16 protein-coding genes are annotated in these 17,256 nt (G+C 74.1%); 9 read left to right on the forward strand and 7 right to left on the reverse strand.

Going from position 1 to position 17,256, the window contains the following annotated elements; translation table 11 throughout:
* Positions 1 to 30: 30 nt before the first annotated feature.
* The gene (locus BI06_RS04985; protein WP_051740248.1) at positions 31 to 2,922 is read left to right on the forward strand and encodes an amino acid adenylation domain-containing protein; all 2,892 of its coding nucleotides are present in this window, start codon (positions 31 to 33) and stop codon (positions 2,920 to 2,922) included.
* Between the two features lie 94 nt (positions 2,923 to 3,016).
* Here the strand turns inward: BI06_RS04985 and BI06_RS04990 are convergent, their stop codons facing one another.
* Positions 3,017 to 4,201: an MFS transporter gene (locus BI06_RS04990; protein WP_043465388.1), complete on the reverse strand. Its 1,185-nt coding sequence runs from the start codon at positions 4,199 to 4,201 to the stop codon at positions 3,017 to 3,019.
* Positions 4,202 to 4,488: 287 nt separating this feature from the next.
* On the opposite strand from BI06_RS04990, the gene hemB reads away from it, so the two are divergent.
* Positions 4,489 to 5,466, forward strand: coding sequence for a porphobilinogen synthase (gene hemB / locus BI06_RS04995; RefSeq protein ID WP_082558266.1), 978 nt, complete (start codon positions 4,489 to 4,491; stop codon positions 5,464 to 5,466).
* 151 nt (positions 5,467 to 5,617) lie between these two features.
* Positions 5,618 to 6,013, forward strand: coding sequence for a transposase (locus BI06_RS05000; RefSeq protein WP_030395275.1), 396 nt, complete (start codon positions 5,618 to 5,620; stop codon positions 6,011 to 6,013).
* Between the two features lie 78 nt (positions 6,014 to 6,091).
* Here BI06_RS05000 and BI06_RS05005 read toward each other — a convergent pair whose 3' ends face one another.
* Positions 6,092 to 6,793, reverse strand: coding sequence for a hypothetical protein (locus tag BI06_RS05005; RefSeq protein WP_206743631.1), 702 nt, complete (start codon positions 6,791 to 6,793; stop codon positions 6,092 to 6,094).
* On the reverse strand, positions 6,793 to 7,437 hold the full coding sequence (locus BI06_RS05010; RefSeq protein WP_082558267.1) for a SigE family RNA polymerase sigma factor: 645 nt from the start codon (positions 7,435 to 7,437) through the stop codon (positions 6,793 to 6,795). Before BI06_RS05010 ends, BI06_RS05005 begins: the two co-directional genes overlap by 1 nt.
* Positions 7,438 to 7,675: 238 nt before the next feature.
* Here BI06_RS05010 and BI06_RS55415 point away from each other — a divergent pair, with 238 nt between their 5' ends.
* Positions 7,676 to 7,990, forward strand: a complete 315-nt coding sequence (locus BI06_RS55415) for a DUF6461 domain-containing protein (RefSeq protein ID WP_244215591.1) — start codon at positions 7,676 to 7,678, stop codon at positions 7,988 to 7,990.
* Positions 7,876 to 8,223, forward strand: a complete 348-nt coding sequence (locus BI06_RS45930) for a TetR/AcrR family transcriptional regulator C-terminal domain-containing protein (protein WP_051740249.1) — start codon at positions 7,876 to 7,878, stop codon at positions 8,221 to 8,223. The genes BI06_RS55415 and BI06_RS45930 overlap by 115 nt, the downstream gene beginning before the upstream one ends.
* A gap of 42 nt (positions 8,224 to 8,265) precedes the next feature.
* On the opposite strand, the gene BI06_RS05020 is transcribed toward BI06_RS45930, so the two are convergent.
* Both BI06_RS05020 and BI06_RS05025 read right to left on the reverse strand, forming a co-directional pair.
* Positions 8,266 to 8,445 carry a hypothetical protein gene (locus BI06_RS05020; protein WP_030395271.1) on the reverse strand — a complete coding sequence of 60 codons (180 nt, stop codon included), beginning with the start codon at positions 8,443 to 8,445 and terminating at the stop codon, positions 8,266 to 8,268.
* Between the two features lie 232 nt (positions 8,446 to 8,677).
* Complete coding sequence (locus BI06_RS05025; RefSeq protein ID WP_043465395.1) at positions 8,678 to 11,137, reverse strand: M60 family metallopeptidase; 2,460 nt, start codon at positions 11,135 to 11,137, stop codon at positions 8,678 to 8,680.
* 262 nt (positions 11,138 to 11,399) lie between these two features.
* Here BI06_RS05025 and BI06_RS05030 point away from each other — a divergent pair, with 262 nt between their 5' ends.
* Positions 11,400 to 12,230: a PIG-L family deacetylase gene (locus BI06_RS05030; RefSeq protein ID WP_030395269.1), complete on the forward strand. Its 831-nt coding sequence runs from the start codon at positions 11,400 to 11,402 to the stop codon at positions 12,228 to 12,230.
* A gap of 20 nt (positions 12,231 to 12,250) precedes the next feature.
* Here BI06_RS05030 and BI06_RS05035 read toward each other — a convergent pair whose 3' ends face one another.
* Entirely contained in the window at positions 12,251 to 13,048 is a 798-nt protein-coding gene (locus BI06_RS05035) for an anti-sigma factor (RefSeq protein ID WP_030395268.1), read from the reverse strand.
* On the reverse strand, positions 13,045 to 13,629 hold the full coding sequence (gene sigK / locus BI06_RS05040) for an ECF RNA polymerase sigma factor SigK (protein WP_082558268.1): 585 nt from the start codon (positions 13,627 to 13,629) through the stop codon (positions 13,045 to 13,047). The genes BI06_RS05035 and sigK overlap by 4 nt, the downstream gene beginning before the upstream one ends.
* A 304-nt stretch (positions 13,630 to 13,933) precedes the next feature.
* Here sigK and BI06_RS05045 point away from each other — a divergent pair, with 304 nt between their 5' ends.
* From BI06_RS05045 to BI06_RS05055, 3 genes are all read left to right on the forward strand, one after another.
* Complete coding sequence (locus tag BI06_RS05045; RefSeq protein ID WP_043465398.1) at positions 13,934 to 15,652, forward strand: molybdopterin-dependent oxidoreductase; 1,719 nt, start codon at positions 13,934 to 13,936, stop codon at positions 15,650 to 15,652.
* 161 nt (positions 15,653 to 15,813) lie between these two features.
* Positions 15,814 to 16,482, forward strand: a complete 669-nt coding sequence (locus BI06_RS05050; RefSeq protein ID WP_043466147.1) for a fasciclin domain-containing protein — start codon at positions 15,814 to 15,816, stop codon at positions 16,480 to 16,482.
* Positions 16,483 to 16,769: 287 nt separating this feature from the next.
* Positions 16,770 to 17,156 carry a hypothetical protein gene (locus BI06_RS05055; RefSeq protein WP_030395264.1) on the forward strand — a complete coding sequence of 129 codons (387 nt, stop codon included), beginning with the start codon at positions 16,770 to 16,772 and terminating at the stop codon, positions 17,154 to 17,156.
* Positions 17,157 to 17,256: the final 100 nt, after the last annotated feature.

The raw sequence follows: 17,256 nt of genomic DNA on the forward strand, positions 1-17,256 counted from the left end.
CCGACGACTCCCGATGACCAGGAGGCCCCCGTGACGACATCCACGACCGACGCGCCCGCCGCCGGGTGTCACAGCCTGGTGCTGCGGCTCCCCGCCGGCGCGGACCCGCAGCACCTGCTGTCCGGAGCGACGCCCGATCCGGTCCGGATCTGGCAGACCTCGGTACCGGCGGGCGCCGACGAACCGACGGCCGAGGCGCGCAGACACGCCGAGTCCTCGCGACCGATCCACCGGGACGGCCCTCCACTGCGGGCGGTGGTCCTGCGGTACACCGACGGGACGGCGGACCTGGTCCTGGTGGCCGTCCGGGCGGCGGTCCCGCCGGCCGCACTACGGCGGATCGCCCGGCGGGCGCTGGGCAGGGCGGCCGAGGAGGGTGGCGCGCTGCCCGGTGTGCTGCCCCGGCCCACCGTCGGCGGAGGGCCGGTCCCCGCGCAGCGCAGCGGGCCCGAATGGGGCCTGGGCGAGCCGGAGTTGCGCGGGGTCGTCGGCAGCGTGCGGATCGATCTCGGCGGCCTGGGCGAACACGCCGAACGGCTCTTCCTGCCTGCGATCGCCCTGGCCCTGAGCCGGTACGCCGGCGGGGACCGCGCCGAACTCGGCGTACTGGACCTGCGCGACGGCACCGGCACCGGCGAAGTCGTCCGTGTGCACGTGGTGGAGGAGCATCCGGAGTGCTCCGGCGCGGAGTTCCTCCGCCGGTTCGACCGGGAGCCGGTCACACCGGACGCGCCGGTCACGCCGGTCACGCCGCCCCCACCAGCCGCAGCACAGGAACCGCCCGCGGTCGGGGTCGTCCTGAGCCCGGCCTTCGAGGAGGGCGGCTACACCGCCGCCCTCGCCCCGGTCTTCCCCCTCACCGTCCAGCTGGACGAGGGCGCCTCCCACGCGACCTGCCGGTTCGACCGGGGCAGCGTGGACGCCTCCGTCGCGCACCGGTTCTGCGCCCACGTGGCCCATCTGGCAAGCCAGTTGGCGCACGGCCCCGGGGCACGGCCCCTGGCCGAACTGGAGCTGGTGCCGCCCGCCGAACGCGAGGAGATCCTGCGCACGGGCGGGGCCGACGGGGCGGGTGACAGGGCGCCCGTGCAGGGCCGGATCGACCGGGCCTTCGAGCGGGTGGCCGCCGCACGGCCGGACGCCGTGGCACTGCTGGCCGACGGCGACCGGCTGACCTACCGGCAGCTGAACGACCGGGCGGACGCGGTGGCGGCGGGCCTGTCCGCGCTGGACGTCGCACCGGGCAGCCTGGTCGGTGTCTGCCTGGAACGGGACGCCGAGCTGGTGGTCACCCTGCTCGGCGTGCTCAAGGCGGGCTGCGCGTACGTGCCGATGGATCCGCGCTACCCGGCGCAGCGCCTGCGCTTCACCACGCAGAACGCGGAGGTGCCCGTCGTGGTCACGTCCGCGGCGGAGTTCCCGCAGGTCCCGGGGGTCCGGCTGCTGAGCCCGGCCGCGCTGGCGGAGCTCGGGGCGGACCGGACGAGCACCGGCGCGCACCGCTCCGACCAGGGTGACGACGAAGGCGACGGCCCCGCCTACGTGATCTACACCTCCGGCTCCACCGGCACGCCCAAGGGCGTGGTCGTGCCGCACCGCAACGTGCTGGCGCTGCTGCGCGCGACCGCCGAGGACTTCGCGCTCGGCCCGGACGACACCTGGACGCTGTTCCACTCCGGCGCCTTCGACTTCTCCGTGTGGGAGATCTGGGGCTGCCTGCTCACCGGCGGCCGCCTCGTCGTCGTGCCCTACTGGACCACCCGCGACACCGAGGAGTTCTACGACCTGCTGGCCGAGCAGGGCGTCACGGTGCTGAACCAGACCCCGTCGGCGTTCGCGCAGCTCGTCCGCACCGATCAACGCGTCCGGCGGGAGCTGGCCCTGCGGCTGGTCGTCTTCGGCGGCGAGCCGCTGGACGTGCGCATGCTGGCCCCCTGGTTCGCCCGGCACCCGGCCTCCGACTGCCGGGTGGTCAACATGTTCGGCATCACCGAGACCACCGTGCACGTGACCGCCCAGACGGTGACCCCGCAGGACGTGGTGGCGGGGTCGCGGTCGGTCGGCCGTCCGCTGCCGGGGTGGTCGCTGTCCGTCCGGGACGAGCGGGGCCGGGTCCTGCCTCCCGGCGTCCCGGGTGAGATCTACGTCGGCGGCGCGGGCATGGCCGACCGGTACCTCGGCCTGCCCGAGCTGACCGCGCAGCGGTTCGTCCTCGACGGGGCGACCGGTGAACGGGTCTACCGCAGCGGCGACAAGGGACGGCTGCGCCCCGACGGCCGCCTCGACCACCTCGGCCGGCTGGACAACCAGGTCAAGGTGCGCGGGCACCGCATCGAACTGGACGAGATCCGTACGGTACTGCTGGGCGCGCCCCGGGTGACCGCCGCGGCCGTCGTGGTCAACCGGGACGACCCGGACGATCCGGCGAGCAGCCGGATCGACGCCTACGTCGTCCTGGACGCAGCCGCGGACGGGGCGACGGACCCGGCGGAGGTGCTCGCGCACGCCAAGGCGAAGCTCCCCGACTACATGATGCCCACGACGATCACCGCGGTCGCCGGGATCCCGCTCACGATCAACGGGAAGCCGGACGTCTCCGGCCTGCCCGATCCGCGCAACAGCTCCGCAGCCACGCCGGCCGAGGCCCAGGAGCGTCCCGAGACCCACGAGTCGCCCGCCGCCGGTGGAATCACCGACGACATCCTGAGCATCTGGAGCAAGTTCCTCAACACCCCGGTGGGCCCGCAGGACAACTTCTTCACCCTGGGCGGGAACTCCCTGCTGGTCGTCCGGGTCCTCGCCGAGATGCGGGAACGCAAGCTGCCGAGGGTGGCGCCCAAGCAGCTCTACGAGCACTCGACGGCGGCGCAGTTCGTCGAGTACGTCCGACGGCTCGCCGAGGCCACCTCGGTGCCCCAGTGACCGGGGCCGCCTGACCCGACGCGCACCGACCCCGCCGGCTCCGGTCCGGTACCGCCCCGGCACCGACCGGGCACCCGTCCCGGAGCCGGCGGGGTCAGTCGATCCGGGCCACCCTGGCCGCGGCCACGGCCACCACCAGGCCCAGGCCGACACAGGCCGCGCAGACGAGGAACATCGTCCGGTACCCGGCGGCCCCGGCGACCAGTCCGAGGGAGCCGCTGCCGGCGGCGAGGCCGACGGTGAAGCAGGCGCCGAAGGTCGACAGCGCAGTGGCGCGCCGGCGTTCGCTGACCGAGCGCACCACGAACAGGCCCAGCATCGGGTAGATCTGCCACATGCCCACACCGATGAGCACACCGCCGACCACGCCCAGGCCGAGGCCGTCCGCCACCCCGAGGAGCGCCACCCCCAGGGCCTCGACCAGGAAGAGGCCCGCGAGCTCCACCGGTCGCGTGGCCTCCCAGCGGATCCAACTGCCCGCCACCCGCAGCAGCACCACGGTCAGCGAGTAGGCGGTGACCACGACCGCTCCCCCGGCGATGCCGAGCGCGTCGAACTTGGCGACCGCGAAGCTGGAGACGGCCGCGAAGCCGAACGCGGTGAAAATCAGCGCGACGCTGGGCAGCACCACGCCGAGCAGCGCGGCCCGGCCCTGGTCCGTGTCGGCCCGCTCCGAGGTCGAGGAGAGCCTCACCTCGGGTACGTACAGGGCGATGGGGATGACGAGCAGGGCGATCAGTCCCGAGATCACGAAGGTGCTCGCCGTGCCCACCAGGTGTTCGATCAACGAACCCAGCGGCGCGCCCAGGCCGATGGCCACGTAGTTCACGGTACCGCCCAGCCCCAGCGCCCAGCCCTGCCGGTCCTTGGCGACGAGCTGCACCGGCCAGACCCCGACCGCGGCCAGCATCACGCCCATGCCGACGCCCAGCAGCATGCGCAGGCCGATGAGTTCGGTGATCGACCCGGCGAGCGGGTAGCAGACCGTGGCGAGCGCGGTCAGCACCGTTCCGCCGATGGTCAGCGCCCGGGTGCCGAGGCGGTTCATCAGCACGCCCGACACCGGGCGGGCCAGCAACGCGGTCAGCGCGTAGCCGCTGATGACCGCGCCGACCTCGGCCGGGCCGCCGTGCAGGCGGCCGGTGACGTGGCCGGGCAGGATCGGGATGGTCAGGGCGAACGGCAGATAGCCGATCCCGTTCGCCAGCGCGATCAGCAGCGCGTGCCGGACGGCTCGCTTGTCGGTGGTCTCGATCTCGGGTGCTAACTCGGTTCGCACAGGTTCACTCCCTCATGTCCGGGAATGAGCCTAGGCGGGAAAACGTGCACGGAGCTTGTGATCGCCCCAAGTACTTGTCGCTGTTCAGAACTTGGCCGGTCGTGGTCGAAGGACGGTCCCGGGCGGGTGAGCGCGGCGGGTGGCGGGGCGGATCGGAGCCTCGCCCCGGCAGCGCCCACCCGAAGGGTCGAACTCGGTTACGGCGCTTGGGTGGTGACGTCCGACCGCGCGCGCGGGCGGTCGTAGGCTGGACCGCAGTAGGTCCCACGGTCCCGAGGAGGACATCGGTGTTTCCGGAACAGCGCCCGCGACGGCTTCGGCGTACCCCCGCCCTGCGACGGCTGGTCGCCGAGACCACGCTGGAGCCTCGCCACCTGGTACTGCCCATGTTCGTCAAGGAGGGCGCCACCGAACCGGTACCGATCGGTTCGATGCCCGGTGTCGTCCAGCACACGCGCGATTCCCTGCGCAAGGCGGTCGTCGAGGCCGTGGAGGCCGGAGTCGGCGGCGTGATCCTCTTCGGCATCCCGCTGGAGTACGACGCGGACGGCTCCCGCGGCCTCGACCCGGACGGTGTGCTCAACGCGGCACTGCGCGATGTGCGGGCCGAGGTGGGCGACGGGACGGTGATCATCGGCGACGTCTGCATCGACGAGTTCACCGAGCACGGCCACTGCGGGGTGCTCGACGAGCACGGCCTGGTGGACAACGACCGCACGCTGCGGATCTACGCCGAGATGGCCGTGGCACAGGTCGAGGCCGGGGCCCACGTCGTCGCGCCGAGCGGCATGATGGACGGCCAGGTGGCCGCGATCCGGGCCGCGCTGGACGGAGCGGGCCACTCCGGGGCGGCCGTGCTCGCCTACGCGGTCAAGTACGCCTCCGCGCTCTACGGGCCGTTCCGGGAGGCGGTCGACTCGCAACTCGTCGGCGACCGCAGGACCTACCAGCAGGATCCGGCCAATGCGCGGGAGGGCCTGCGGGAGGCCCGACTGGACCTGGCCGAGGGCGCCGACATGATCATGGTGAAGCCGGCCACCGCGTACCTGGACGTCCTCCGGGCGGTCAAGGACGTCTCGGAGGTGCCGGTGGCCGCCTACCAGGTCTCCGGCGAGTACGCGATGATCGAGGCCGCGGCGGCGAACGGCTGGATCGACCGGGACCGCGCGGTGCTGGAGTCGCTCACCGGGATCCGCCGCGCGGGCGCCGACATCGTGCTCACCTACTGGGCGACGGAGGCGGCCGGGTGGCTGAACCACCACTGAGCTACCGCTGAGCCGCCACTGAGCTGCCGCTGAACCGGTGCCGGACCGGCGCCGGACCGGCCCTGAGCGGGGGCGATCACGCGGCCGATACTCGTAACGTTCATGACAATAATCACGTGGGATCGTGGCGGGCCGCGGGCATGATGGATCCGTGGGCGCTGATCTGTCGCAGCGGCTGGTCCCCGACGGCCTGTGGGACCAGGTCGCGCCGTTGTTGCCGTCGTTCGCGACGCGTCGCCAGGGCGGTGGCACCGCGCCGCTGGACGAGCGGGCCGTGTTCGCCGCGGTGGTGTACGTCCTGACCAGCGGATGCGCGTGGCGGCACCTGCCACCGACCTTCGGGGTCTCGCCGGCCACCGCGCACCGGCGCTTCTCCGCCTGGACCAGGGCCGGGCTCTGGTGCCGGCTGCACCGGGCCGTACCGACCGGGCCGGGTGCTTGCGGTGAGCCGGACTGGACCTCGGCGATCGTCGACGCCGCCTCGGTACGGGTGCGGCGGGCCGGCACCGACCGGCCCGGTCCGGGCCCCGGACGCGGTCGGCCGTAGGGGATCCGCCGTCCGGGGCCCGGAACCGCGCCGGGTCCCGCGGAGCGCTCCGCGGGACCCGGCGCGGTCGGTACCGGGTCAGGACCCCAACGTCTTGCTCGCCAGCACCTTCCCCTCCGCGTCGTACGCGGCGAACCGGACGCCGCCGGGCGGGTACTCGCTCGGGGTGCCGGAGTCCTTGAGGGCCGGCCCCCAGAAGAAGCCGCTGGCGAAGCCCGGACTCCCGGGGAGCTGGGCGACGGTGACCCAGTGCGCCTGGCCGTCCACCTCGATGGCCATCGAGGCCACCCGCCCGGGCCCCGTGTACACCAGGTTGTAGAAACCCTCCTGCCGCTGCGGCGGCAATCCGTAGTACTGCATGGTGATCTCCGTCGCGCCCCCCGCCCAGGAGTGCCCGGCACAGCCCGGACCGGTCTTGTACGCGGGCTCGTCGTGGATGCAGACCTCCTGGTCGTTCAGCCGCATCCACCAGTTCTCGCGGCCCAGCGGCAACTGCTGGCCGGGCTCCACGGCCACGGCCTCGGGCGCGGGCCCGGCCGGCGGCGCCAAGGGCTGCGACGCCGCCGCCACGGCCCGGACCCCGTCCCGCGCCGACAGGGCGACGCCCGTACCGCCCACCACCACGAGCGCGGCCGCCACGGCGGAGACGCCCAAGGCCACACGGCGGCCCCGCCGCTGCCGGCGCACATGGACCTGCACGGCCCCGGCGGACCAGTCCCCCACGGCGAGCCCGTCCGCCTCCGACCGCAGCGCGCCCCGCACCATGTCCTCGGTGTCCATCACCTGTTGCCTCCGTTCGTGCCCTCGCTCGTCGAACCGGACCCCACCGCGTACGAGGCCAGTGCCGGATGGCCGCGCAGCTTCGCCAGCCCACGGCTGGCCTGGCTCTTCACATTGCCCGCCGAGCAGCCGAGCACCTCGGCGACCTGCTGCTCGCTCATGTCCTCCCAGTAGCGCAGGACGACGACGGCCCGCTGGCGCGGCGGCAGTTCCGCCAACGCCTGCAGCAGCACCGAGCGCTCCTCGACATCGCGGTGGCCGGCGCCCGAACTGTGCGCCCGCTCGGGGAGGACGGGCACCAGCAGCTGCCTGACCCGGCGCCGCCGGTGACGGCTCAGGTTGTTGTTCACCAGGGCCCGGTGCACATAGGCGTCCGGCTCGTCCAGCCGACTGATCCGGGCCCAGCTCCGGAACACCTTCGCCAGCGTCGCCTGCACCACGTCCTCGGCCTCGTGGTAGTCACCCGTCAGCAGGTAGGCGGTACGCACCAGCCGCCGCCACCGCGTGGCGGCGAACCCCTCGAAGCCCAGCTCCCGCACACCGGAGCCCTCCCCGGCAGCCGCCCGGGAAGGCGGTCCGGCAGCCGATTCCACGACCGACCGGGCCCGCTCCTCCACCGGTACGGGTATTGCACTCGCGGTCATCCCATTCCTCTCCGCGATCCGCGCGACGGCCCCACCGGACCGCCACTCCGCCCTACTCACCCCCGCCCGGCCGCAAAGGTTGCACGTCAGTGATCATCGACCCGCCGTCCTGCCGGACCACCGCCCGACGGCGGGCGTGACGGGCGCGACGGAAACCGGGTCGGCGGCGGACAGCACCTCGGGCCCGGACCCGGCTCCGGTCGGCATATTGTCGGTGGCATGGACGAGGATCTGCGCCATGACGGTAACCGCTGCTGACTACCTGTGGTTCGAGGACGGATTCCCCGACATCGCCGAGGCGTACTGCTTCACGCTGGTGAAGGACCTCGCGCCCGCCGAGCTGCTGCAACGCCTCGACGGGGAAGCGGGCCCCTCGCTGACCGGAGTGACAGCACTCGTCGAGGCCGCCGACGACCTGGGCGACACGCAGCAGACCTGGTGTTCGGCGAGGTCGACCTGCCCTCCCCCGGCGACGACTGGCACCGGGCCATGCGGCAGCGGGCGCTCTCCATGCGTCTCGCGCTGTCCCGCCACCGCTGGGCGATCGGGGTGATGGAGTCCCGCTCCACCCCCGGACCGGCCACCCTGCGCCACCACGACGCCGTCCTCGGCTGCCTGCGCCGGAGCGGCTTCTCCCTCCCGCTGACCGCCCACGCCGTCTCGGTCCTGGACAGCTACATCTACGGATTCGCGCTGCAGGAGAAGACGCTCCCCTTCGACTCCCCCCAGCAGACCGCCGAACTCGCGCACAGCATCCTCGACGGCCTCCGCCGGGCGGCCGGCTGAGCCTGCGGGAAAGGCTCGCCCGGCGGGGGCGGGTCCTCGCGTCTACCTGCCGCCCTCCTCGCGCTCCTCCCCCTCCTCACCGTCGGCCGGCAGGCCGACCTCCTCACGGTCCTCCTTCGTCAGCTCCTCCAACTCCGCCTCGTCGGGGCGCTTCGGCAGCCCGCGACTGTGGCCGGTGTCAGGATCGCCCTCGACGTCCTTGTTCGACTTGTGGTGGGACATGGCTCCTCCTCGCCCGGACGGCCCGTGGCCGGGCCCGGTACGCCTTCCCTCCCATCACCTCCCCGCGACCGGGGAACCGCAAGTCGGCCGCTGCGACCGACAGCCGACGGGACCCGCCCGGCCCCGCGCGGCCGTCCACCACCGGGGCCCGACCGGGCAGGGCCGACCGGGCGGGGCCGACCGGACCGGCGTCGTGCCGGTCCGGTCAGCACGAGGTGATCGGGGTGGACGATCAGGGCTCGCGGCGGCTGGCCAGGTCGGCCGGGGCGGCGGGGAGCCGCAGGTCGGCGATGTCCTGCTGGGCGGCGGGGGTGAGGGGGACGCCCCAGGCCCGGTAGAAGGCGGTGAGGTCCTGGCCCGCCACCTTGCTGGTGAGCAGGGTCAGGTTCGCCCAGCGGTCGGTGCCCTGCGGGCGGGCCGCGCGCACCCGGCTGTGCACGGTCGGCCAGAACTTCTCGCCGTACTGGAGCGTGAGCTGCTGGAACATGACGAGCCGCTCGAAGGCGTCGAAGGAGTCGGCGTAGGAGACGCCGCTCCCGCCGACCTTGGGCAGGGCCTTGTCGTAGACCTTCTCGGCGACCAGGCGCGAGGTCCGGCCGAGGGCCTTCTCCACCGCGAGGGAGTAGACGTTGTTCGAGACCTCGACCACCTCGGAGGGCTCGATGGAGCTCTGCTGGCGGTGGTGGCCCTGTTCGTGCCAGATGCCCCAACCGGCGGCGGCGCCGTCGACGATCCAGTTGGCGGACTCCTGCTGGAAACCCATGTAGCCGGCCGTGGCGAAGGCCGCGCCGGCCCGGCGTTCCACCTCGGCGTAGTGGAACGGGAAGACGCCCGGGGAGTCGGGCCCGGGGGCGGTGGCCGCGTCGGCGCCGGTGGGGGCGGCGAAGCCGGCGACCGCGTCCTCGATGCCCCGGGCGCACCCCAGGTGCCGCAGCACCGTCTCCGGGGAGCTGTACGAGTAGCGGGCCGCCGTGTCGCGCGTGAGCGTGACGACAGTCCGCCCGGCCACCAGTTCGGCGTAGCGGGCGGGACGTTCGGCGAGCTGGGCGCGCCAGTCGGCCGCGGTGGTACGGCCGAGCACGAACACCGGGGCGACCTGGACGTCGCCGCTCAGAGTGACGGTCGCGCGGTCGGCCGCGGTGCCGTCGAAGGCCAGGTACACCATGCCGCCACGGTGGTCCTGGACCTGGGTGCTCCCGGACGCGGCGGCGGGATAGGGGCGCGCGCCCGTGAGACCGGAGCCGACCGGCGGGCCGACCACGACCCGCAGACTGCCGCCGCCGACGCTGCCGGTGACGGCGGCGGTGAGCCGCGCCCCGGGCGGCAGGTACAGACCGGTCGGTCGCAGGTCGGAGGGCGCGAGGGCGAGGTCCTGGCGCCGCCGTTCGTTCTCCGCCGACGGGAGCCCGGCGAGGGTGACGGTGTAGGGCCGGCCCGGCTCGGGCGGGACGAACGGGGCCAGGCCGTCGGGGCCGGTCGCGCGGGGGCAGGCCGGGGCGGTGAGCACGGCCTCGGCTCCGGGGTCGGATTCGGCGCCGTCGGCCGAGAGCGCGGTGACGCGGTAGCGGTGCACCCCACCGGGGCCGAGCCCGCCGTCGCGGTACTCGCGGTCGGTGGTGACAGCGATCCGGCCGCCGTCGCGGTGGACGGCGTACCCGACGGGCGCGGGCCCGGCCGGGGCGCTCCACCGGACGGTCGCGCCGGTCGGTGAGTCGGCGGTCGCCGAGGCCGCGCCGGGAGCCGCCTGGGTCCGGGCGGTTCCCGGCCGGTCGGCGGCCGGGAACCGGGTCCAGGTCTGGTTCCCGCCGCCGTTCACCGGATACAGCCCGGCGAAGCCGGTGGCGCGGTTGTGGTCGAGGGCCAGGGCCGGGTCGGCCGCCCAGCGCAGGACGCCCTTGGCCGTGTCGTACTGCCAGCGGGACCGGTCGCCGCCGTTGGCGACCGGCCGGGCGACGACGCGTGCGTTCCACCAGCCGTCGCCCTTGACGTCCAGGACCGGGTAGGGCGCGGCGGAACTCTGCACCTGGCCCTGCTCGGTGACGGTCCACCGCTGGGTCGGCGGTGTCGGCCGCCCGGCGACGGACGCGCACGGCTCCACCGAGACGGAGCGGTCGGGGGTGGCGATCGCGGCGAGCGTCAGGCACCGGCCTGCGTTGCGGAGTTCACCATCGCTGCCGGCCGGGGCCGCGACGGCGGTGTAGCCGGGAGCGAACGTCCACTTCTGGTTGTCGCCGCCTCCCGGTGAGTACAGCGTGGCCGAGTCGCCGTTGACGTTGAAGTCCAGGACGTACCGGCCGGCCGTCCAGCCGAGTCGGCCGGTGGCCGCGTCGTACGACCAGGAACCGGCCGCGTCGGCGGGGACCAGGGCGGTGGGCGTGCCGTTGGCCGCGGTGCTGCCGGGTCGCAGGCCCAGCGCCAGACCGGTCACGCCGTTCAGGAGGACGCCTCGGGAGTCCAGCCGCCATTGCTGCCCGGTCGGCGTGGGTTCGCCGAGCTCCGAGGTGCAGGTGCGGAGCCGGATCGGGCCGGACTGCTCGGCGGTCAGGCACTGGCCGAGGACCCGCAGCTCGGACCACTGGTCGGCCGCGCGCGGCTGGGCCAGGGCGGCCGGGCACGGTGCGAGGAGGGGCAGCAGGACCAGGGAGACGGCGGCGGCGGTCAGGCCTGGCGGTCTACGACGGGGTTCGGTCATCGGGTGGGACCACCTTCACGGTCGGGGAACCGGAAGCGTGGGCGCGCCCCCGGACGGACCCAGGATGCGCGGAGCACCGAGGCCGCCCCGCGATCACCACGGGGCGACGACCGGCAAGTTCACCCCGTCGGCCCGGAACCCCGGAATAGGGGGTGGCGGCTTCGTCGTTGCCGACACTCGACAGCGACACTGCGGACCGTGCGTTGTCGGACCCGTGCTGCACACTGAGGCCGAACACTCGGCAGACCGAAGGACGATTCCCATGACCGACCGGCCCCTGACGCTGATGGCCGTGCACGCCCACCCCGACGACGAAGCCACCGGTACGGGGGGTGTGCTCGCCCGCTATGCGGCCGAGGGCATCCGGACGGTGCTCGTCACCTGTACCGACGGCGCGTGCGGAGACGGCCCGGGAGGTGTCAAGCCCGGGGAGGAAGGACACGACCCGGCGGCCGTCGCCGCGATGCGCCGTCAGGAGCTCGAGGCCAGCTGCGAGGTCCTCAAGGTCGACCACCTCGAAATGCTCGACTACGCGGACTCCGGGATGATGGGCTGGGCCGCCAACGACGCGCCCGGCTCGTTCTGGACCACGCCGGTGGACGAGGCGGCCGCCCGTCTCGCCGAGCTGATGCGGACATACCGGCCCGACGTGGTCGTGACCTACGACGAGAACGGCTTCTACGGCCACCCCGACCACATCCAGGCCAACCGCATCACGTCGCGGGCGCTGGAGCTGACCGGCGCGACGCCGAAGGTGTACTGGACGACGGCCCCGCGCTCGATGATGGCGCGGTTCGGCGAGGTCATGCGCGAGCTCGGCGGCGACTGGGACGAGCCGGGCACCGAGGAGTCGGAGCTGCCCGAGATCGGCCTGCCCGACGAGGAGATCACCACCTGGGTGGACACCACCGGGTTCGGCGGCCAGAAGTTCGACGCGCTGGCCGCACACGCCAGCCAGGGCGAGAACATCTTCTTCCTGAAGATGGGCAAGGAGAAGTTCACCGAGCTGATGGGTGTGGAGACCTTCGTCCGGGTCCAGGACACCACCGACGCCCCGCTTCCGGAGAACGACCTCTTCGCCGGCCTGCGCTGAGCGGTCGACGTCCTCGCCACTCAGGCGGTGCGGGTGCGGCCGAGTTGCAGCGCCAGGACCGGCTGGGTGGTGGGGTGGTCGGATCCTCCGGCGGGCTCCTCGGTGACACCGACGGCGTGGGCCCCGTCGAGGGGTGCGGTGAGGAGGAGCGCGCCGTCGCCGTCCGGCAGCAGGCCGGCCGGTGCGAGGGTCCCCGCGCGGTCGAGCCAGAGTTCGTAGACGCGGCCCGGGCCCGGGGTGGGGAGTCCGGCAGCGAGGAAACCGGCCTGGTTGCGGCTGGCCGACCACACGACGGTACCGGTCCCGTGGCCGCCGGGCCCGGCGGTGGTGGTCACCCGGGCGTCGGGCGCGGTCAGCAGTTCGCCGAAGGCCGCCTGCCGGTCGCGCAGTTGCTCCGCGGTGGCGCGCTCGTGCTGCGCCTGCTCGTGCTGCTGGACGGTGAGGGCGCCGAGCGTGGTGGCCGCGGTGAGGGAGGCGGCCAGGGCGAGGCGGGGCCACCGGCGCGAGGGGGTCCGGCGGCGGGTCGGCGCCGGCGGGGCAGCGGCCCGCCGCGACGGGGACGGGGGCGGCGCGGGGGGCGCCTGGTGCTCGTACGGCAGTCGGGCCAGGATCCGGGCGCGCAGTTCGGGCGGGGGCGGGAGGGTCCCGGTGGCGCCGAGGCGGGCGAGGGCAGCGCCGAAGCCGGCCGTCTCCTCCTCGCAGGTGCGACAGCCGGTCAGATGGGCCTCGAAGGCCGCGTGTTCGTCCGGGTCGTCGACGGCTTCCAGTACGTAGGCGCCGGTGAGGAGGTGCAGGTTGTCGTCGGCCGGGGTGTTCATGATCCGACTCCCAGACAGTCGCGCAACCGGATCAGGGCGTCCCGCATCCGGGTCTTGACGGTGCCCAACGGGGCGTGCAGCCGTTCGGCGACCTCCCGGTAGCTGAGGCCCTGGTAGTACGCCAGCAGCACGGACTCGCGCTGGAGGTCGGTGAGACCGCGCAGGCAGTGCCGCACCTGCTGGTGGTCGAGATGGGTCTCGGCACGCTCGGCGACGTCGTCGAACGGTGTTTCCTGTGTGCCGGCGACCGCGGCGCGGTCACGGTCGGCGGCCGCGCGGCAGTACCGGACCCGGTCCACGGCACGGCGGTGGGCGATGGTCATCACCCACGGCATGACGTCACCGCGGCCGGGGTCGTAGTGCGCCGCGCCGCGCCACACCTGGAGCATCACGTCCTGCATCACTTCCTCCGACTGGGCCTCGTCGCGCAGGACCCGGCGCACCAGGCCGAAGACCGGCCCCGCGACCGCGTCGTAGAGATCGGCGAACGCCTGGTGGTCGCCCTGCGAGACGCGGGCCATCACCGGCTTGAGATCGGGCGGCGGCTCGGGCCTGCCGTGCAGGAACACCACGGAACTCACTGTCGCCGCCTCCGGTGCCCGCAGCACCTGCGGACGGGTGGACGGACGTGCCGTGGGAACGCGCCGGCCGGACGGTCGGATGCGGCCCGCATGTCGGCCTCCCGGGTACTGGTAGGAACGGTGTCGAAGCCGTTCGTCGTCGAAGTCGTTCTTCGGTCGCACGTTCTTCGCTCGCGCGTTGTGCGCTCGCACGTTATTCGTCGCCGACGGCCCAACGGATTGCGCTCGGCGGTATCCCACCGGCTCTTCCACCCGATCGGGTGGATCCGGACGGCTCACCCATCCGCCGCGGCCGTTCCGCCGAATGCCGGACGTGACCAACAATGTGACCACTCTCCATGACCGGACCCGCGTCGCGGCCGCAGCGCTGCCGGTCCGGATGGCGTGCGGGATCGCCGCCGTCTGCGCCGGCGTCGCGGCGGGCGAGGTCGCCGCGGCGCTCGTTCGCCCGCAGGCGGCCCCGGTGGTCGCGATCGGCTCGGCCGCGATCGACCTCGCGCCCACCGCGGTCAAGGAGTGGGCGGTGCGCTCCTTCGGCACCTGGGACAAGACGGTCCTCCTCACCGGGATCCACACCACCATGGGCATGACCGCCGCCCTCCTGGGACCGGTGGCGGCCGTCCGCCGTGCCGCAGGTGTCCTGCTGTCCGCCGCGTTCGGTGGCCTCGGGGTGTGGGCGGCGCTGGCCCGCCCGGACGCGCGGCCCTGGGACGCCCTGCCCTCGGCCGCGGCCGCCCTGGTCTGCGCCGCCGTGCTGTTCCTCCTCACGGCGCCGCGAACGGCACTGCGAACGGCGCCGCGAACGGCGCGGCGAACAGCACCGCCAACAGCCCGAACGGACGCCCGACCCGGCGGGCCCGGGCCCCGACAGCACGCCGGCGCCGAGGACACCGTGACGGCGGGCGACGGCCCGGCGGGGGCCGCCGGCGACCCGGCCCCCGTGCCGCCCGTTCACCCCGGACGTCGAAGCGCCCTGACCGCGGGCGCCGTCGTCCTCCTGTCCGCCGGCCTCGGCTCCGCCGGGCGCCACCTGGCCGACCGCCGCAACGACGTCTCCGCCGCCCGCGCCTCGCTCACGCTCCCGCCGCCGGCCCGGCCGCTTCCGCCTCCCCCGCCCCGGGCCGCCCTGGCGATCCCCGGACTCACCCCGTTCCGTACGTCCGTCGACGAGTTCTACCGGGTCGACACCGCGCTCACGCTGCCCCGCATCGACCCGCGCGACTGGACGCTGCGGATCCACGGCATGGTCGACCACCCCGTCGAGCTGTCCTTCGCCGACCTGCTCGCCCAACCGCTGGAGGAGCTGGACCACACGCTGTCCTGCGTCTCCGGCGAGGTCGGCGGGCCCTACGCGGGCACCACCCGCTGGCTGGGTGCGCCACTGCCCGCGCTGCTGCGCCGCGCCGGGATCCGCGCGGGCGCCGACCAGCTGCTCGGCCGCTCGAAGGACGGGATGACGATCGGCACGCCGCTGGAGTGCGTCCTCGACGGCCGTGCCGCGCTGCTCGCGGTGGCCATGGACGGTGCGCCCCTGCCCGTGGCGCACGGCTTCCCCTGCCGCAGCGTGGTCCCCGGCCTCTACGGGTACACCTCCGCCACCAAGTGGCTGGTCGACCTGGAGGTGACCACCTTCGCCGCCCGCGACCCCTACTGGGTGCGGCGCGGCTGGGACCGGACCGGCGAGGTGCGCACCGCCTCCCGCATCGACGTACCGGCCGCCTTCGCCCGCGTCCCGGCCGGGGAGGCCACGGTCGCGGGCACGGCCTGGGCCACCCACCGCGGCATCGCCGCCGTGGAGGTCCGCGTCGACGGCGGGCCCTGGCAGCAAGCCCGACTGACGGCCGACACGGGGCCCGACGTGTGGCGCCAGTGGCACCACACCTGGACGGCGGCCGCCCCGGGCACCCACCGCCTGGAGGTCCGCGCCACCGACGCCACCGGCGCCGTGCAGGAGGAGACCCGCAGACCGCCCTTCCCCTCCGGGGCGACCGGCTGGCACAGCACGGTCGTCACGGTCCACTGACTGACCCCGAAGCGCGGCGGGCCCTCTGCCGCGTGCGACACGACACCAGCGCCCGACACGACACCACCGTCCGGCACGACACCACCGTCCGGCACGACACCACCGTTCGACACGACACCACCGTCCGTCACAACACCGCTGTCCGAGAAGAGAAGAAACCGATGACCGCCATCCAGCACCGCAAGCCCTTCACCGCCCTGCTCGTCGGAGGCATCCTCGCCGCCTCCCTCACCGCCTGCGGCGGGGACGACGGAGCCAAGGCGTCCGACACCGCCGCCGGTGCGGCCACCACGGCCGCGGCCACCGCCCCCGCTGCGGCCCCCATGGCGGACCCCGCAGCCGACCGGGCGACGGCCGGGCAGCCGTTCGGCACCGCCTGCGCCGCCGTGCCCAAGGACGGCGCGGGTTCCTTCGCCGGCATGGCCGCCGACCCGGTCGCCACCGCGGCCTCGCACAACCCCCTGCTCTCCACCCTGGTCGCCGCCGTCACCAAGGCCGGACTCGTGGACACCCTCAACTCGGCGAAGGACATCACCGTCTTCGCCCCCACCGACGACGCCTTCGCCAAGCTGCCGAAGAAGGACCTCGACGCCGTCCTCGCCGACAAGGACAAGCTCACCAGGATCCTCACCTACCACGTGGTGCCCCAGCGCCTCTCCCCCACCACGCTGACGGGTGCTCACAAGACCCTGGAGACCCACGAGGTCACCGCCACCGGCAGCACTCCCGACTTCACCGTCAACGGCTCCGCCAAGGTGCTGTGCGGGAACGTGCAGACGGCCAACGCCACCGTCTACATCGTCGACACCGTTCTGATGCCCGCCTCCTGACCCGCCCCGAACCGCTGTCCCCGGTCCTCCCCGTGGCCGGGGACAGCACCGTTTCCCCCTTCCCCGGCGGCTTCCCCACGCCCCGACAGCTACCCCGTGCCCCGACGGCCTCCTCACGCCCGGGCCCGGGGCCGGGGCCGGGCCCGGGGCGCACCCGGTATCCGGAACCGGCCAATCCGCCCCGGCCGTCGCGGCGAATCAAGGGCAGGAAGGTTCCCCGGCCCCGGAAGCCCCGTCGGCCGGCCCCCTCACCTCACATCCACGTCTCAGGAAGGAGGTGTACAACCATGCACGCAACGCGAATCCGGCGCCCGCTGGCCGTCGCCATGGCCGGCGCCCTGCTGGCCGGCGGCGCCGCCCTGACGACCGCCACCTCGGCCTCCGCGGCCCCGACGGTCGCCACGTCCACCGTCCAGACGCATCAGCACGGCCATGGCACGTGCACCTGGCACCCCGGCTGGTGGGAGAACAAGCTCGTCCCCGGGCACTGGTCGAAGGCCTGGCACTCCGGCTCGTGGCAGAACCAGTGGCAGCCCGGCTGGTGGGACGGCCACCACCAGTGGCACCAGGGCTACTGGCACCAGGTCTGGCACGAGGCCGGCTGGAAGAACCTCTGGCAGTCCGCCCACTGGGAGAAGGTCTGGCACGACGGCTACTGGAACTGCTGGCACTGACACCCCGTCGTCGGCCGGTCGGCAGTCCGCTGCCCCGGCCGGCCCGCCTCACCGGCCCCCGATCGCGGCACCGCCGCTCGGGGGCCGCGCCCCGCACAAC

The organism is Kitasatospora sp. MBT66 (genome assembly GCF_000710405.2).
Taxonomy (GTDB): domain Bacteria; phylum Actinomycetota; class Actinomycetes; order Streptomycetales; family Streptomycetaceae; genus Kitasatospora; species Kitasatospora purpeofusca.

What these genes read in the sequence shown, in the direction of transcription:
- BI06_RS05035 (WP_030395268.1), bottom strand. Translation starts at nt 13,048, where the DNA reads ATGAACACCCCGGCCGACGACAACCTGCACCTCCTCACCGGCGCCTAC.
- BI06_RS05045 (WP_043465398.1), top strand. Translation starts at nt 13,934, where the DNA reads ATGCCGGACGTGACCAACAATGTGACCACTCTCCATGACCGGACCCGC.
- BI06_RS05020 (WP_030395271.1), bottom strand. Translation starts at nt 8,445, where the DNA reads ATGTCCCACCACAAGTCGAACAAGGACGTCGAGGGCGATCCTGACACC.
- BI06_RS05030 (WP_030395269.1), top strand. Translation starts at nt 11,400, where the DNA reads ATGACCGACCGGCCCCTGACGCTGATGGCCGTGCACGCCCACCCCGAC.
- BI06_RS55415 (WP_244215591.1), top strand. Translation starts at nt 7,676, where the DNA reads ATGACGGTAACCGCTGCTGACTACCTGTGGTTCGAGGACGGATTCCCC.
- BI06_RS05010 (WP_082558267.1), bottom strand. Translation starts at nt 7,437, where the DNA reads ATGACCGCGAGTGCAATACCCGTACCGGTGGAGGAGCGGGCCCGGTCG.
- BI06_RS05005 (WP_206743631.1), bottom strand. Translation starts at nt 6,793, where the DNA reads ATGGACACCGAGGACATGGTGCGGGGCGCGCTGCGGTCGGAGGCGGAC.
- BI06_RS05050 (WP_043466147.1), top strand. Translation starts at nt 15,814, where the DNA reads ATGACCGCCATCCAGCACCGCAAGCCCTTCACCGCCCTGCTCGTCGGA.
- BI06_RS05025 (WP_043465395.1), bottom strand. Translation starts at nt 11,137, where the DNA reads ATGACCGAACCCCGTCGTAGACCGCCAGGCCTGACCGCCGCCGCCGTC.
- BI06_RS05055 (WP_030395264.1), top strand. Translation starts at nt 16,770, where the DNA reads ATGCACGCAACGCGAATCCGGCGCCCGCTGGCCGTCGCCATGGCCGGC.